Origin of the sequence: Azospirillum brasilense, from assembly GCF_005222205.1 — a bacterium.
Classification (GTDB): Bacteria; Pseudomonadota; Alphaproteobacteria; order Azospirillales; family Azospirillaceae; genus Azospirillum; species Azospirillum brasilense_G.
This window is the reverse complement of the sequence record NZ_CP032348.1, coordinates 123076-138260: the sequence shown is the minus strand read 5'-3', so window position 1 is coordinate 138260 and position 15185 is coordinate 123076. Positions and strand designations below refer to the sequence as shown.

General features: G+C 71.2%; 19 protein-coding genes. 10 read left to right on the top strand and 9 right to left on the bottom strand.

Features of this window, described 5'->3' with window-relative positions; translation table 11 throughout:
• Nucleotides 1–183: 183 nt before the first annotated feature.
• The 3 genes from D3869_RS26510 to D3869_RS33265 all read left to right on the top strand — a co-directional run bounded on the left by D3869_RS26510 (nt 184) and on the right by D3869_RS33265 (nt 2248).
• Nucleotides 184–1185 carry an alpha/beta hydrolase family protein gene (locus D3869_RS26510; RefSeq protein ID WP_137142737.1) on the top strand — a complete coding sequence of 334 codons (1002 nt, stop codon included), beginning with the start codon at nt 184–186 and terminating at the stop codon, nt 1183–1185.
• A 61-nt stretch (nt 1186–1246) separates the two neighbouring features.
• Nucleotides 1247–1930, top strand: a complete 684-nt coding sequence (locus D3869_RS26505; RefSeq protein WP_137142736.1) for a class I SAM-dependent methyltransferase — start codon at nt 1247–1249, stop codon at nt 1928–1930.
• A 114-nt stretch (nt 1931–2044) separates the two neighbouring features.
• Nucleotides 2045–2248: a hypothetical protein gene (locus D3869_RS33265; RefSeq protein WP_175426624.1), complete on the top strand. Its 204-nt coding sequence runs from the start codon at nt 2045–2047 to the stop codon at nt 2246–2248.
• 3 nt (nt 2249–2251) lie between these two features.
• Here D3869_RS33265 and D3869_RS26500 read toward each other — a convergent pair whose 3' ends face one another.
• Together D3869_RS26500 and D3869_RS33260 are read right to left on the bottom strand one after the other, a co-directional pair.
• Complete coding sequence (locus D3869_RS26500) at nt 2252–3070, bottom strand: hypothetical protein (protein WP_137142735.1); 819 nt, start codon at nt 3068–3070, stop codon at nt 2252–2254.
• Between the two features lie 6 nt (nt 3071–3076).
• Nucleotides 3077–3424 (bottom strand): hypothetical protein, encoded by a 348-nt coding sequence (locus D3869_RS33260; RefSeq protein ID WP_175426623.1) that lies wholly within the window; start codon nt 3422–3424, stop codon nt 3077–3079.
• Here D3869_RS33260 and D3869_RS26495 point away from each other — a divergent pair.
• Nucleotides 3423–4202: a response regulator transcription factor gene (locus tag D3869_RS26495; RefSeq protein WP_137142734.1), complete on the top strand. Its 780-nt coding sequence runs from the start codon at nt 3423–3425 to the stop codon at nt 4200–4202. The two genes, D3869_RS33260 and D3869_RS26495, sit on opposite strands and share 2 nt — an antisense overlap.
• 135 nt (nt 4203–4337) lie before the next feature.
• Here D3869_RS26495 and D3869_RS26490 read toward each other — a convergent pair whose 3' ends face one another.
• From D3869_RS26490 to fliF, 7 genes are read right to left on the bottom strand one after another with little or no spacing between them, the layout of a single operon-like run.
• A complete protein-coding gene (locus D3869_RS26490) occupies nt 4338–4979 on the bottom strand; it encodes a hypothetical protein (RefSeq protein ID WP_137142733.1) in 642 nt (213 codons plus the stop codon).
• An 11-nt stretch (nt 4980–4990) separates the two neighbouring features.
• Nucleotides 4991–6013: a flagellar motor switch protein FliG gene (locus tag D3869_RS26485; protein WP_432613444.1), complete on the bottom strand. Its 1023-nt coding sequence runs from the start codon at nt 6011–6013 to the stop codon at nt 4991–4993.
• 15 nt (nt 6014–6028) lie between these two features.
• Entirely contained in the window at nt 6029–6352 is a 324-nt protein-coding gene (locus D3869_RS26480) for a hypothetical protein (RefSeq protein WP_247896047.1), read from the bottom strand.
• Nucleotides 6353–6356: 4 nt separating this feature from the next.
• Nucleotides 6357–7139: a flagellar type III secretion system pore protein FliP gene (gene fliP, locus D3869_RS26475; protein ID WP_137142731.1), complete on the bottom strand. Its 783-nt coding sequence runs from the start codon at nt 7137–7139 to the stop codon at nt 6357–6359.
• A 42-nt stretch (nt 7140–7181) separates the two neighbouring features.
• Nucleotides 7182–7523: a flagellar motor switch protein FliN gene (gene fliN, locus D3869_RS26470; protein ID WP_094305794.1), complete on the bottom strand. Its 342-nt coding sequence runs from the start codon at nt 7521–7523 to the stop codon at nt 7182–7184.
• The gene (locus D3869_RS26465) at nt 7511–8242 is read right to left on the bottom strand and encodes a FliH/SctL family protein (protein ID WP_137142730.1); all 732 of its coding nucleotides are present in this window, start codon (nt 8240–8242) and stop codon (nt 7511–7513) included. The genes fliN and D3869_RS26465 overlap by 13 nt, the downstream gene beginning before the upstream one ends.
• Nucleotides 8242–9942, bottom strand: a complete 1701-nt coding sequence (gene fliF / locus D3869_RS26460) for a flagellar basal-body MS-ring/collar protein FliF (protein WP_137142729.1) — start codon at nt 9940–9942, stop codon at nt 8242–8244. The genes D3869_RS26465 and fliF overlap by 1 nt, the downstream gene beginning before the upstream one ends.
• Nucleotides 9943–10180: 238 nt before the next feature.
• Between fliF and D3869_RS26455 the strand changes: the two genes are divergently transcribed.
• From D3869_RS26455 to D3869_RS26430, 6 genes are read left to right on the top strand one after another with little or no spacing between them, the layout of a single operon-like run.
• A complete protein-coding gene (locus D3869_RS26455; RefSeq protein WP_247896046.1) occupies nt 10181–10630 on the top strand; it encodes a flagellar basal body-associated FliL family protein in 450 nt (149 codons plus the stop codon).
• A gap of 17 nt (nt 10631–10647) precedes the next feature.
• Nucleotides 10648–11754 (top strand): flagellar motor switch protein FliM, encoded by a 1107-nt coding sequence (fliM, locus tag D3869_RS26450; RefSeq protein WP_137142727.1) that lies wholly within the window; start codon nt 10648–10650, stop codon nt 11752–11754.
• Nucleotides 11735–12373 (top strand): DUF6468 domain-containing protein, encoded by a 639-nt coding sequence (locus tag D3869_RS26445; RefSeq protein ID WP_137142726.1) that lies wholly within the window; start codon nt 11735–11737, stop codon nt 12371–12373. The genes fliM and D3869_RS26445 overlap by 20 nt, the downstream gene beginning before the upstream one ends.
• 3 nt (nt 12374–12376) lie before the next feature.
• Nucleotides 12377–13111, top strand: a complete 735-nt coding sequence (locus D3869_RS26440; protein WP_137142725.1) for a MotE family protein — start codon at nt 12377–12379, stop codon at nt 13109–13111.
• Between the two features lie 32 nt (nt 13112–13143).
• Nucleotides 13144–14454, top strand: a complete 1311-nt coding sequence (locus D3869_RS34550) for a flagellar hook-length control protein FliK (protein ID WP_137142724.1) — start codon at nt 13144–13146, stop codon at nt 14452–14454.
• A gap of 15 nt (nt 14455–14469) precedes the next feature.
• Nucleotides 14470–15120 (top strand): flagellar hook assembly protein FlgD, encoded by a 651-nt coding sequence (locus tag D3869_RS26430; protein ID WP_035682919.1) that lies wholly within the window; start codon nt 14470–14472, stop codon nt 15118–15120.
• The last annotated feature ends 65 nt before the right edge of the window (nt 15121–15185 follow it).

Here is a 15185-nt window from a genome sequence, read left to right as displayed (position 1 = left end):
GGCCGGCCCGCTCCTTGGCAAGACGGCATGATTTGCGGACCCCATTGTTCAGGCAGGAAACACCGTGCTTGCCGTTCGACCGGCAAGACGGCCACACTCCCCCCAGCGGGGAAAGCTTCGTGACGTGATGCCGGAGGGGTTGCGATGGGTCGGCGAACACGGCGGTGGGTTCTGGCTCTTCTGATGACCGGGCTGCTTCCGGTCCTGCCCGCGCGGGCGGAAACACCGGCCCAGTTCCGGGCGGCGGTGTCGCAGATCGGCTACGCCGATCCGGGCACAGGCAAGACGGTGCCGATCCTGCTGCTCTACCCGACGCGCGATCACGTCCAGCCGATCCGCCGGGGACCCTATCACCTGAACGTCGCCCCGGAAGGCGGTCCGGCGCTGGATTCCGTGCCGCTGGTGATGATGACCCAGGGGCCGGCGCGCAACGGGCTGGCGATGGTCAGCGTCGCCCTGTTCCTGGCGCGCCGCGGGATGATGACCGCCATCGTGACCCATCTCGGCGGCATGGAACCGGGCACGGAGCCGGGGGCGGGCAAAGGCGACCGGATCGGCACCGTGCCGCTGTGGCCGGAATTGCCGCTGCAGCTCCGCGCGGCGCTGGACGCCGTGCTGGACTCCTCGCCCATGGGTTTCCGGGTGGACCGGCAGCGCATCGGCGTGCTCGGCTACGCGGCCGGCGGCCATGCGGCGCTGGCGGCGGCGGGCGGAGTCGCCGATCCGGGCCGCCTCGCCCCGATCTGCGCCGCCCATCCCGACGACCGCACCCTCTGCCCGGCCGGCGCCAAGACAACCATCGCCGCCTCGCCGAAGCGGCTGGAGGCCGCCAGCGACCCCCGTATCCGCTCGCTGCTGCTGATGGACCCGGTCGGCGCGCTGTTCGCGGACGGCGCGCTGTCCCGCGTCACCGTCCCGGTCCGGCTCTACGAGGCGGAGAAGGGCGACGAAAGCGGCGCCCTCCAGGTGGCGCGGGTGCGCGGCCTGCTGCCCCGGCCGCCGGAATACGACCTCGTCCCCGGCGCCGGCCACTACGCCTTCCTGACGCCGGTCCCGGCCAGCGCCGCCGCCCGCTTCGGCGCGACGGTGCAGGACCCGCCGGGCTTCGACCGCGCCGCCTTCCACGCGCGGCTGAACGACGAGGTCCTCGACTATTTCCGGCGGACGCTGAACGCAGCGCCCTGACCCACCGGGGCCGGAACGCCGCCCAACACCTGCCAACCATCAAGAAAAACGGAAACGCACCATGACGACGATGACCCTGAAGGACGCCCTGGCCGAGATTCTGGACCCGCGGGACCGGACCGTGGTGGATGTCGGCTGCGGCGACGGGTCGCTGACCCGCCACTTCGCGGGGCTCGGCGCCCGGGCCATCGGCATCGAGATCAGCGAGGGCCAGCTTGCCCGCGCCCGCAAGGCGGAGCCGGTGGCCGGCGCCGACTACCGCGTCGGCAAGGGGGAGGCTCTGCCCCTGGAGGACGCGTCGGTGGACGCCATCGTCTACTCCAACAGCTTCCACCACCTGCCGCTGGCGGTGATGGCCGACGCGATGGCCGAGGCGGCGCGGGTTCTGAAGCCCGGCGGCACGCTGGTGGTGGTCGAGCCGATCGCCGAGGGCGCCTATTTCGAGGTCATCCTGCCCATCGAGGACGAGACGGAGGTGCGGGCCGCCGCCTACGACACGCTGAAGCACCCGCCGCTGCCGCTGCAGGCGGTGGACGAGACGGTCTATGGCACGGTGGTACGCTACCGCGACGCCGATCATTACCTGACCCACGTCACCGCCGTGGACCCGGTGCGGCGCGAGCGCCTTCCGCCGGTGGAGGCCGAGGTCCGCCGCCGCTTCGCCGCCAACGGGCGGATCGACGCGGAGGGGATGACCGCCTTCGACCAGCCGATGCGGCGCATGGTCTTCAAGAAGCTGCCGTAAGCACACTCCGCTGGGCGGTGGCGCGCCAGCTTGAGCGCCGCCGTTTGGTCACAGGCGCGCCGCCGTGCGTCCGGGCATAGTGGAGCGGCACCACCGTCTCATAGGTCAAAGACCATGCCCCGTCCTGCCTTGTCCGCCGCCGTCCTGCTCATCCCGGCGGCCTTGCTTCTGACCGGTTGCGGCGTGGTGGTCGCCACGGTGGACACGGCGGCCAGCGTCGCCGGGTCCGCGGTCAGCGTCGCCGGCGACGTGGTGTCGGCCACGGCCCATGTGGCGACCGCGCCCTTCCGCGGCGGCGACGAGGAAAAGGACGAGTAACGCTCAGCGCCGGAACAGGCGGCGCCACCACGGGCGCTGCCGCCGCGCCAGTTCGGTCACCAGAATGCGGCACTGGTCGCGCATCGCCTCATAGGCGGCGACCTCGGCCTCGCGGTCGCGGCGCAGGCCGTCCAGCGTGCCGGTCAGCCGCTCCAGCCGCTTCTCCAGCTCCGCGCCGGTCCGGCGCTCCTGCTCCAACGCCGCCTGCGCCTCCTCGCTGCGGCGCTCCGCCGCTTCGATGCGCTGGCGGAAGCCGCGTTCCCGCGCCTCCGTGTCGGCGATCAGCCGCTCCACGAGATCGCCGATGCGCTTGCGTTCCGCCTCGCGGTCGGCCTGGAGCCGGTCCAGCGCGACCGCGTGGGACAGGCGCAGGGCGGCGATCTCCGCGTTCACTGCGGACAGCCGGTCCTCCGCGTCCTGAAGCGCGCGGGCCATGCCCTGCTCGCGCGCCGAGGTCTCGGCGATCAGAGTCTCGACGAGCTGGTTGATACGGTCGCGCTCCGCCTCGCGGTCGCCCTGGAGGGTCCCGACCTCCCCGAAGCGCGCCCGCTCGACCTGCCCGATGGCCTCGCGCCAGCGCTCGCGTTCGGAGGCGTGCTCGGCGATGACCCGCAGCCGCTCCGCCCGTTCGCTGTCCGCCGCCGCCTCCGCCTTGGCGATCTGTTCACCGAGCGTGGCGACCTGATCCCCGTAGACGCGCAGGAGTTGCGTGGTTTCCTCCGACGGCGCCTTCGCCGCGCGCGGACGGGTGGCCCGCTTGGCCGGTGCCGCGGGCGGAGGCGGCGCATCCTCGGCGTTGGAGAGCGGCATCATCTCGGTCATCGCGGCTTATCCTGACAGTCGGGCCTGCAGCGCCACAGTAGCGCGTCCCGCGCCCTGCGCACAGGAACCTTTTTTCCATAGGCCGGGGCCGGGAGGCGCTCCGACAGAAGCACTGCCGAGAATTCGCCTCGTATTTTCACGGATTTCGTCAGCAAATTTTGCAAAATGAAGTCTGTTAACGGGTTTTAAAACCGCTTTAACACCGACTCCCAGCTCCCGCCAAGGTATTAACACCAACGATTGACAGTACGGATTTCGATTGGTTTTTTGAATGATGTTTGCAGGCGCGAAAAAGACTTTTTCTAAAAAGCAAATCAATCGCCCTGGCCGATCCGATGCTGCGGAGAACCCCATGCGTGCTGTCCTGGTTGAACCGAACCCCCTGATCGCCGACGCGCTCGGCCGTCAGCTCGGCATGGGGAAGATCCGCTACGACCGCCAGGACTGGGCCGGGTTGGAGGAGCTTCTGCAACAGCAAGGTGCGGACGGGCTGGGCTACGACGCCATCGTCCTGGGCAGCGTCGACGATCCGGCGCGCTGCGTGGCGGCCTTACGGGCCCATCAGGTCGGGGCGGCGATCCTCTGCCTGCTCGACCGGCGCTGCGTGGCGACGACGGTGGAGCTGCTGCACGCCGGGGCCGACGACGTGCTGGTCAAGCCGGTGGTCAGCGCCGAGGTGCGGGCGCGCATCGAGGTGGCGCGGCGGCGCTCGCGCGGCCTGCTGAGCAACGCGGTGCGGGTGGGGCAGCTCACGGTCTTCCTCGACGGGCGCGACCCGGAGGTCGGCGGCGAGCGGCTGCGGCTGAGCCAGCGCGAGCACGCCATCCTCGGCGTGCTGGCCGCCCATCACCGCCGCGTCGTCTCCAAGGAGCACATCTACGACGAGGTCTACGGCCTGTCCGGCGCCGACCCGCTCGACAAGGTCATCGACGTCTACATCTGCAAGCTCCGCAAGAAGATCGCCGAGGCCACCGGCGGCGCCCGCTACATCGAGACCGTCTATGGGCGCGGCTACAAGTTCGAGGCCCCACCCGAGCATGAGGACCCTGCCCCGGCCCTGCCGGCGCGCCGGGTGCTGCCGGGGTATGTGGGATTCGGGCGGGGGGTTGGCGAAGCGCGGCTGGCGGGGTGAGGATGCTGTCGCGTTGAGCCCCCTCCCCAACCCTCCCCCGCTTCGCAGGGGAGGGGATTAAAGTCCCTCTCCTGCGAAGCGGGGGAGGGTTGGGGCCCATGCGCAGCATGGGAAGGGTGGGGGCCCGGCGCGCCCCTACCCCAACCAGTCCGCGCTGAGAGCTTCCTCTTCCAGATCCAGCCAGGCCCCGGCGAGCGGCCCCACCGTCAGGTCACCGCCCAGGCCCGCGTCGCCCATCGCCCCGGCGAAACCGTCCTGCATGTCGGCCAGCGCCGCGGCGGACAGGCCGCCGCCGGTCTGCAGCGTCACGTCGAACCGCCGCCCCTCCCCCGCCGCGACGAGCTGCACCGCCCCCAGCGCCGGCAGCCTCATCTGCAGGACCAGCGCGCTTCCCGTCTGGAGGTCCGCCCCGTCGGAAATGGCGCAGAGCAGACCGCGGCAGCCGCCAGCCGCCGTGCCGTCCATCACCGGGATGCTCATCACCCGCCACTCCCGCCCGTCGGCGGTGCGGCGGTGGCGCGGCGCCAGCGCCAGGTCGAGATCGTCCAGCAGCGCGCCGCCGTCGAGCTGCTCCAGCAGCCGGCAGCGCTTCGGCCCCAGCCACGCCCGCGCGCCGTTGGCGGTCGCCGCCAGGAAGAAGGCCAGCCCCAGGCCGAAGGTGGAATCGCAGCGCGGCAACCCGCCGCGCAGCTCCTGCGCCGCCCGCGGGTCCAGCGCCTCCACCACCGCCAGCAGATGGCCGACCTCGGCGACCGCATCCGGCATGAACACACCCATCAGTGGACGACTCAGTAGACGACGGCGTCCGATTCGTCCGATTGCGGAAGGACGATCGCCCCGTCGTCGGCCATCGCCTTGGCGACCTGCACGATCTCCGCCTGCGCCTCGTTGACGTCGCGCATGCGCACCGGCCCCATGTTCTCGATCTCGTCCTGCAGGATCATGCGGGCGCGCTCGGACAGGACGGACAGGAAATGGTCGCGCTGCAGCGCCTCCGCCCCCTTGAGCGCGATGGCGAGCTGGCCGGTGTCGCAACGCCGGATCACCGCCTGCAGCGACACCCGGTCGAGCCGCAGCAAGTCCTCGAAGGTGAACATGAGCTGGCGGATGCGGTGGGTCGAATCCGGCATCACCGCGTCCAGGTCGGTGAAGATCTCCGCCATGGTGTCGCGGTCGATGCGGTTGAAGATGTCGGCCATCCGCTCGTGCGTGTCGGCGCCGTGGGTGCGGGCGTAATTGGCCATGAACTCGTTGTGCAGGATGGATTCGATGTCCAGCAGCACCTCGCGCTGCACGGATTCGATCTGGATCATCCGCTCGATCACCTCCAGCCGCAGCGCCGGGGCCAGCAGCGGCAGCACCTTCGCGGCGTGGTCGCTGCGCATGCGCGACAGGATGACCGCCGCCGTCTGTGGGTACTCGCCCGCCAGATAGGTGGCGAGCACGCCCTCGTTCACGTTGGACATCTTCTCCCACATGGTGCGGCCCGCCGGGCCGCGGATCTCGCCCATGATCTCCGACACGCGGTCGTCGGGCAGGAAGCGGGAGAGCATGCGCTCCGTGCTGTCGTAGGAGCCGACGACGGAGCCGGTGTTGGCGAAGCGCTCCGTGAAGCTGCGCAGCAGCGCCTCGACGAGGTTGGAAGTGACGTTGCCCAGGCTGGCCATGGCGCGGCTGACCATGCGGATCTCGTCGTCGTCCAGCTTCTCCATCAGGCGGGAGCCGCGTTCCTCGCCCAGCGCCAGGAAGATCACCGCGGTCCTCTCCGACCCGCTCAGGCTCTTGAAATTGTCTCGGATCTTGATCGGCATGCCCATGCTGGCACCTCAGAAGAAGCGGTCGGCGGTCAGGGTGGAGTGGTCGGACTCGTCATCCCGCTCCACGGGGCGGTCGCCCTGCAGACGGTCGTGACGGAAGGCGTTCGCCAGGACGCTGCCGGCGACCAGCACCATGCGGTGCGGCACCAGCGGGTTGGGGTCGAGCGCGTTCAGGAGGGTGACGACGGCCGTCTCGTCGTCCACCGTGACGCCGCGCCGCTTGGCGAAGGCGGTCACGCTGTCGGCCATCCCCGACGCCCCGGCGGGGGGTGCGGCGGGCGGCGCCGACAGGCCGGCGGAGGGAACGGCGGGCAGCAGCCGGGGCTCGGTCATCGCGTCAGGTTCCCCCATAGGAGCGGATCAGGCTGTTGGCGATCAGGAACCAGCCGTCGGTCAGGACGAAGAAGATGATCTTGAAGGGCAGCGCGATCATCACCGGCGGCAGCATCATCATGCCCATCGCCATCAGCACCGCCGCCACCACCATGTCGATCACCAGGAAGGGCAGGAAGATCAGGAAGCCGATCTCGAAGGCACGGCGCAGTTCCGACAGCAGGAAGGCCGGGACCAGAACGCGCAGGTCGGCGGTGGCCGCCGTCTTCGGCTGCTCCGCCTCCGGCTTGCCGGAAAAGCCGGCGAAGGCCGACAGGTCCTTGTCCCGCACCTGGGAGGCCATGAAGTTGCGGAAGGGCTCGACCATCCGCTCCAGCCCCTGCTCCTGGGTCACCTGCTCGTTCAGCATGGGGCGCAGCCCGTCCTGCCACGCCGCGTCGAAGACCGGCCCCATGATGTGGAAGGTCAGGAACATGGCGAGGCTGATCAGCACCATGTTCGGCGGCGACTGCTGAAGCCCCAGCGCGGAGCGCAGCAGCGACAGCACGACGATGATCCGGGTGAAGGAGGTCGCCATGACCAGCAGGCCCGGCGCCACGCTGAGCACCGTCAGCAGGACGATGCCCTGGATGACGCGCCCGGACAGCGACCCGCTCTCCCCCGTGGCGCTGCCGAGCGCGCTGCCGATGGAGGACAGGTCCAGCCCGCTGCCCTGCGCCCAGGCCGCCGCGGGAAGCAGCACGGCGAGCGCGGCGGGAAGGCCGTACAGGAACAGGCGTCGGATCATGGCGGGAACCCGTGGATGCGGTGCCGAGGGGTCAACACCGGGTCAATCGATCGCCAGATCGGTGCGCACGATCTCGGTCAGCGTGACGCCCAGCCGCTGGTCCTCGACGATCACCACCTCGCCGCGGGCGACCAGACGGTGGTTCACCAGGACCTCCACCGGCTCGTCGACCTTGCGCTCCAGCTCCACCACGGCGCCGCGGCCGAGCTTCAGGAGCTGCGCCACCAGCATGCTGGTGCGGCCCAGCACGACCTGAACGTCCACCGGGACGTTGTAGATGGCGTTCATCGAGCCGCCGGCCACGGCGGCGGCGGGGATGCCCGCGGCGTCCTTCTCGGCGGGCTTGGCGTCGTCTTCCAGGACGTCGAGGTTCAGTGGGGCCATGATGCGGTGCTTTCCGTGTCGGTGAAGAGGTCATGTTCGGTGGACAGGGCGGCCAGCGCGCGGTCGCACAGGCCGTCGACGGCGCGCTCCACCGCGGCGGGGTCGTAGCGCAGGCCCCCGGCTTCCCAGGCGGCGTCGAGCCCACCGGGCGGTAGGGACGGGTCGGCGACGACCTCCAGCGCGCCCTTGAAGCCAAGGGACTCCGGGTCGGCCAGCCGGGCGCGGACGGGCTCCGCGAGATCGGGATGGACGCGCAGCCTCAGCCGCGGCGACCCGCCGGCCAGCCGCAGGGCGTCCACGGCGAGCCGTTCGGTCTCGGCCGCGCCGATCCGCTCCAGCAGCGCCGGGGCGAGGCGGCGGACGAGCGCCAGCATCACCGCCGACCCTTGCGCCTCCACCCCGCGCAGGGCGTCGGCGAAGCGGTCGTCCAAGGCGGCCAGCTGCTCGTCGAGGTGGGAGAGCGCCTGCGCCAGGGCGGCGTCGGTGCGGGCCGCGGCCTCCGCCGCCCCCTCGCGCCGGCCCTGCTCCACCCCCTCGGCAAAGGCGCGGACCTCGGCGCCGTAGACGGCGGCCTGAAGGTGGCGTTCGGAATGGACGATGTCGTCGAGCGGATCGACGGGGTCCGGCTCGGGAGGGGAACCGAACTCCGCCGCCGCCTGCGCCGCAGCCTGGGCCGTGCTGTCGAAGCGCAGGTCGAAGCGGTAGCGCGGGTACCCCATCAGACCGCCTCCTCGTAGAGCCAGGAGCGCAGGATGTCGATCGCCTCATCGGGATACTGGTCGACGATGTCGCCCAGCCGGCGGATGGAGGAGGCGCGCACCCGGCCCTCCACCGTGCGCAGCTCGATGAGCTGGTCCATCGTCTCCTCGATGCCCGGCAGAGCCGCGGTTGCCATCTCGCCCGCGTCGGTGAGCTGGGCCGCCTGCATGGCGGGATCGCCGCCCATGGCCGGGCCGGCGAGCTGCGGCATCGCGGCTCCCGCGGCCAGCGCCGGGGTCGGGGCTTCGGCCGCCACCGGCTCCGGCGCCGGAAAGACGCGGCGGATCAGCGGGCGCAGCCCCAGCACGATCAGCAACCCGCAGAGCACCAGCAGGATCACCCACTGGATCAGCGTCATCACGTTGCGGCTGAGCGTGTCGACGATCTCCGCCATCGGCTCGCGGGCGCCCAGCTCGGGGGCGAGATTGACGAACTCCAGGTTGTCGACGGTGACCCGGTCGCCGCGCGCCTCGCTGAAGCCCATGGCGGAGCGCACCAGCTCGGTGATGCGCTGCAGTTCCTCGGGCGAACGGGCCTCGTAGCTGCGGGTGCCGTCCTGCGCCGTCGCCCAGGTGCCGTTGACCAGCACGGCGACGCTGACCCGGCGGATGTCGCCCGGCTCGATCACCGTTTCGCGGGCGACGTTGGAAATCTCGTAATTGACCGTCTCCTCCTGGCGCTTGGAGTCGGAGGAGGAGCGGTTGTTCTGGGCCTGGGCGCGGACCTCGCGCTGCGGCAGGTTCTGCTCGGCGGTGACCGGCGGCTCGCCCGTGCTGTCCAGGCTGCGGTCCTGCTCCTGCACCGTCTGGGTGGAGCGGACGACCTGGCTGTTCGGGTCGAAGCTCTGGCTGCGCACGACCTCGCGCTTGGTTTCGACGTCGACAGCAACCTGAACGCGAACATTGCCCTGTCCCAGCCGCGCCACCAGCATCTGCTCGATGGCGCGGGAGATGCGCGTCTCATGCCCGGCGCGCAGCCCGTCCACCTTCGCCGAGGAGCGGGCGTCGCCGTCCTCCTCGGTCAGCAGCACCTCGCCGGAGGCGTCGAGCACGGTGACGGCGCTCGGCTTCAGGTTGGGCACGGCGGCGGAGACGAGGTGGCGGATCGACAGCGCCTGCCGCCGCTCCAGCGGTGCCCGGCCCCGCATGCGCACCACGATGGAGGCGGTCGGGGTGGGGGCGGCGCGCGAGAACTCCTCCCGGTCGGGAAGCACGATGTGGACGCGCGCCGCCTCGATGCCGGACAGCGTCTCGATGGTGCGGGCCAGTTCGCCTTCCATGGCGCGCAGCCGGTTCATCCGCTGCATGAAGCTGGTGATGCCCAGCGGCTTGTCGGTGTCGAACAGCTCGTAGCCGATGCCGCCGCGCGACGGCAGGCCCTTCTCGGCCAGCAGCATGCGCAGCCGCGGCACCTCGGCCTCCGGCACCTGGACGGCGGTGCCGTCGAAGGCGGCGGACACCGGCACGCCCATGGCCTCCACCGCCTTGACGATGCGCCCGGCCTCCGCCGGTTCCAGCCCGGTGTAGAGCGGCGTCATGTGCGGCCGCGACAGCAGCACCGCCATGGTGGCGACCGCCAGGACGATGCCGACGCCCGTGCCGGCCAGCACCAGAAGGCGCGTGCGCCCAAGCGTCCGCAGATTGTCGATCAGTCCCGTCACGACACCCGCACCTTTAAAGTTTCCGAAAAGCGGGGACCGTAATGTTCACCCCGTGAGCCTTCACAACCTACCGGGATGACTTTTAAGCGGAGTAAAAGCCGCGAAGATAGACCGGAAGGAAGTCGCTAAAACTTGATCGTTTAAAACAGTCTCTCAAATTTTCGGTATTTTGGAGGCGCCGGTCGCGATGAATACAGATGCTGGAAAGGCAAGGACGGGAACGCCGGGCCGGCAGCGGATGTACGTCATCGTGCTGCCGCTGGCCCGGCTGGCGCTGGGCGCGGCCGCCCTGTGCGGCGTCGCCGCGGCCGGGTTCGGCGGCTACTGGATGGCCGTCGGGCCGGACGGGGTGGCGCGGCTGTTCGAGGGCACGCCCATCGCCGAACCAGTCCAGGCGACGCTCGACATGCCGGAGCTGCTGGTGAACCTGCGCCCCGACACGCCGTCGCGCTTCATGAAGATCGGGGTGACGCTGGCCCTGGCGCCCAAGGACCGCGGCCGGGTGGAGCAGGCGATGCCCCACCTCGTCAACGCCCAGCAGGAGTTCCTGCGCAACATCGACCAGCACGACCTGCGCGGTTCCGCCGGCCTGCTGCGGCTGCGCGGGGAGCTGCGCCGCCGCTTCAACCTGATCCTCGGCCCGGACACGGTGTCCGACGTCCTGCTGCGCAGCCTTCTCACCCAATAGCCGACCCAGAGGAACGGATGAGCACTCCCATCGACACGGACGACGGCGGCGAGCATGGCGACGGCTCCGGGGACGATCTCGACTGGGGCCTGGACGCCGGCTCCGGTGAGTCCGAGGCCGCCGCCCTGATGGCCGACACCAAGGAGCTGAGCCAGGAGGAGATCGACCGCCTGCTGAACTTCGCCGTCGGGCCGCAGACGGAATCCGCCGGGCAGACCCGCGCCATCGAGCGGCTGATCAGCACGACGACGGTCAACAAGGACCGGCTGCCGATGCTGGACGTGGTCTTCGACCGCATGGTCCGGCTGCTGAACACGTCGCTGCGCCAGTTCTCCTCGACCAGCGTGGAGGCCAGCCTGCTGCGCATCGACTGGCTGCGCTACAACGAGTTCCTCGACACCATCGAGCTTCCGGCCCTGGTCGGCGTCGCGCGGGCGGAGCAGTGGGACAACCACATCGTCGTGTCGGTCGACAGCGCGCTGATCTACTGCATGATGGACGTGCTGCTGGGCGGGCGGCGCAGCCGCGCCCGGCGCATCGACGGGCGCACCTACACCTCCATCGAGCGCAAGATCACCGAGCGGCTGATCCGGGTCATCCTCCAGGACCTCAGCCAGTCCTTCGACCCGATCACGCCCATCGACTTCACCTTCGACCGGCTGGAGACGAACCCGCAGTTCGCCACCATCACCCGCGCCACCAACGCGGTGATCCGCGTGCGCATCGCGGTGGAGGTGGAGCGCCGAACCGGCCACGCCGAGGTGGTCATCCCCTACGCCACGCTGGAGCCGGTGCGCGGCAAGCTGGTGCAGACCTTCATGGGCGAGAAGTTCGGCCATGACACGGTGTGGGAAAGCCACCTGAAGGCCGAGCTGATGCGCGCCAAGCTGGACCTCGTCGCCGTGCTGCAGCAGACGCAGGTCTCGCTGGGCGAGGTGCTGAACTGGGAGAAGGGCACCTCGCTGAAGCTGCGCATCGACCCCGACGCGCCGGTGGTGCTGCAGAGCAAGACCACCCCCCTCTTCGCCGGCCACATGGGCCAGCGCAACGGCAACATCTCCGTCAAGATCGACACCGACCTGGAGACCAAGCAGGAGCTGATCGATGGTCTCATTCCTCATTGACGCCGTCCTGGCGGTCATGCTCGTCACCGCCACGGTGTTCCTGGTGATCGTCAACAAGCGGCTGAAGGTGATGCGCTCCAGCCAGGCCGAGATCGGCGCGCTGATCGGCACCTTCTCCAAGACCATCGACGAGACCGAGGCCTCGGTGCAGCGTCTGGTCGCCGCCGCGACGGAGGCCTCGGCCAAGCTGTCCGACGGGCTCGACCGCGCCAAGGGCGTGACCGAGGAGGCGGCGCTGGTTCTCGGCTCCTGCGAGCGGGCGTCCAAGCGCATCGAGGCGTCCGTGCAGGAGGCCCGCGCCCTGGTCCGCCGGCTTGAGGACGGCCCGGCACCGCGCCCGCGGCCCCGCCCGGTCCCGCCGCCCGCCGCCGCCCCTGCCACCGTCACGGAACCGGTGCCCGCGCCGGACAGCGACGCGCCGGAAGACGAGGACGGTTTCCGCCCGATGCGCGTCGCCGCGCTGGCCGGGGCCGCCGCACGCCCGGCGGAGGGGATGGCGCCGGCCCCGGAGGAGGCCGCCATTGAGACCGCCGAAACCACCGTGGACACCGGCGGCGCGCGGCAGCAGGCCGCCAACGCCTTCTACGCCCGGCTGCGGGCCATCGGACCGGAGCGCTGAGCCATGCTGCGCGTACTTCCCATCACGCTGGTGGCGATCCTGATGGTGCTGCCGCTCAAGCTCGGCTCGCTGATGGAAGGGCTGCCGGTGGTCGCCCAGCAGTTCGACCGCGAGTTCGGCAAGCATGAGCGCCCCTGGGCCAAGGACCTGAAGGCCGGCGCGGAGACGTCTCCGGACGCCGTGCCGGAGCCGGCGTCCACCGTGGCAAGCCCCGCCATGGCGGCGCTGCCGATGACCCCGGCGGCCCCGCCCGCGGACGCCGCCCTGCCCGCGGCGAGTTGCACCGACCCGGCCCTGCGCGCCGCCATCGCGGAGCAGAAGGCCGACGTGACCGCCCGCACCCGCCATCTCGGCGAGGCGGAAGCGGTGCTGGCCGCCGCCGAGACCCGCGCCACCGCACAGATCCAGAAGCTGAGCGCCATCAAGCGCGATGTGGAGGCGCTGATGCAGCAGCGCTCCAACCTCCAGGCGGAGGATCTGAAGCGCATGGTGACGATCTACGAGACGATGAAGCCGCGCGACGCCGCGCGCATCTTCAACGACCTGGAAACCGACATCATCATCGACGTGCTGGACCGCATGGCCGAGCGCCGCTCCGCCCCCATCATCGCGGAGTTGGAGGACGGCAAGGCGCGCGAGGTCACCCGCCTCGTCCTGCAACGCCGCGCCCTGCCCGGCGACCGCCCGCCGCCGCCCGCCCCGCTGCCCGTCCGCCTGACGCAGACACCGACGAACTGAGCCCGGTCGCGGTTCTCTCACCAAGAGACATCATGCCCAGCCTTCCCGACGTCATCGCCGCCCCGCCGCCCCGCCCCGCCCGTTCCACGGAGGCGACGGCGGCCCCGTCTCCCGGAGGACCGGGCGAGCACGAGGCGTCCGGCACACCCTTCGCCGACCTGCTGGACGACGCGGCGGGGCAAGGCGGCGCCGATGCGGGCGGTGACCAAGCGGACTCCTCCGCCCAGACCGGTGGCGCGCCGGCCGGCGCCGAGGCCGCCCTGGCGGCGCTCCTGCCGCTGCTGACCCCTCCACCGCCGACAACGGCGCCGGGCCTCGCGGCGGCCGGGAGCTTGCCGGAGCCGGTGCCGTCGACCGCTGGCCTGCCCACAGCGCCACCCGTCCCGGCGCCCCCGGCGGAAACCGGTGCGGCGCCTCAGCCGCCGGTTCCGGCCCAATCCAGCCCGCCGCCGCCGGCCCCGTCGCTGCCCATGGCGCCCACCGCCGCGGCGATCCCGGACGCCAGACCGGACGGGACGACGCCGCAGGCCGCGACCGACTCCGCGGCACCCGCCACCCCGTCCGTTCCTCTGCCGGCTTCCGGCGCCAAACCGGACTCGGCCCCGCTGTTCCAAGCCAAGGACTCCGCGACGCCGGCCAAAGGCGACGCGACGCAGGCTCCCTCCGCGCAGCTTCAGCAGGCGATGGCCCAGGCGGGCGGCAACGCCGCGTCCAACGGCGGCACCGGCCAGAATCCGGGCCAGGGACAGGGACAGGGACAAGGCCGCGGCAATCCGGCCGGACCGGAAGCCTTGTCGGCGCCGTCCTCCCCGGCGGACCCCGTCGGCACGGCGCCGCTGCCCTCCGCCCTCACCCCGCCGGCGGCCCACGCGGCGGCCCACTACGCGGCGCATCCCGGTGAGAACGCCGCGGCGCGGCTGCCCGCCGCTCAGGTGGCCGGCCAGCTGGTGCGCGTCGTCGAGGCGGGCGGCGGCGAGTTCCACATCGACCTGAAGCCGGAGGAGCTTGGCCCCGTCCGCGTCGTCGCCGAACTGAGCGGCGCCCGCGTCGCCCTGCATGTCCAGGCCGAAAGCCCGGAGACGCTGGCCCTGCTGCGCCGGGACATCCATCACCTGGAGCGCGCCCTGTCCGACGCCGGGTTCGAGCTGGACGGCGGCACCCTGAACTTCTCGCTGCGCGGCGACGGCGAGCCGCGCGGCTTCGCCTTCTCCGGCCAGGGCGACGGGGCGGGAGGGCGCCAGGACGGCCCCGGCCGGGCCTTCCGAGCCGCCGACTCCGCCGCCGCCCTGCCTCTCGAACGCGCCGCCCGCCCCATCGACGGCCTCGTCGACATCTCCGTCTAGCCGCAAGGACCCGCCATGACCACGACCGCGGCCACCAACACGGCCACCACACCCCCCTCCGCCGCCGCGAAGAAGCAGACGGTGGATTACGAGGCGTTCCTGAAGCTGCTGACCGCGCAGCTGCGCAACCAGGACCCGCTCTCGCCCATGGACGCCACCCAGTTCATGACGCAGCTCGCCCAGCTCTCCACCGTGGAGCAGGGCGTGCGGACGAACGAGACGCTGGGGCAGGTTCTGGACACGCTGAAGAACAGCGGCATGCGGCTGGACATGGCCTATCTGGGCCGCAAGGTGGAGGCTGCCTCGGACCGCATCAGCCTGTCGGAGGGCAAGGCGGAGATGGCCTACGCCATCGACGGGGCCGCCGCGTCGGTGAAGATCGAAGTGGTGAACGACGCCGGGCAGGTGATCTACAGCGCACCGGGCAGCCCGAAGACGGGTCGTCAGACCTTCACCTGGGACGGCAAGCGCAGCGACGGCACGACCGCCGCGGACGGCACCTACCTCGTGCGCGTGACGGCGAAGGACAAGGCCGGCACGTCGCTGACCACCGCCACCGTGACGACCGACACGGTGAAAGAGGTGCGCAGCGTCAACGGCGAGACGCAGTTCGTCCTGAAGGGCGGCGCCGTCGTGAAGGGCACGGACATCCTGTCCGCGTCCTGATGGCCTCAACGGTGGAAGCGACGCGCGGGCCGGCGGGGGATGATTGCTCCCCGCCGGCCCGCGGC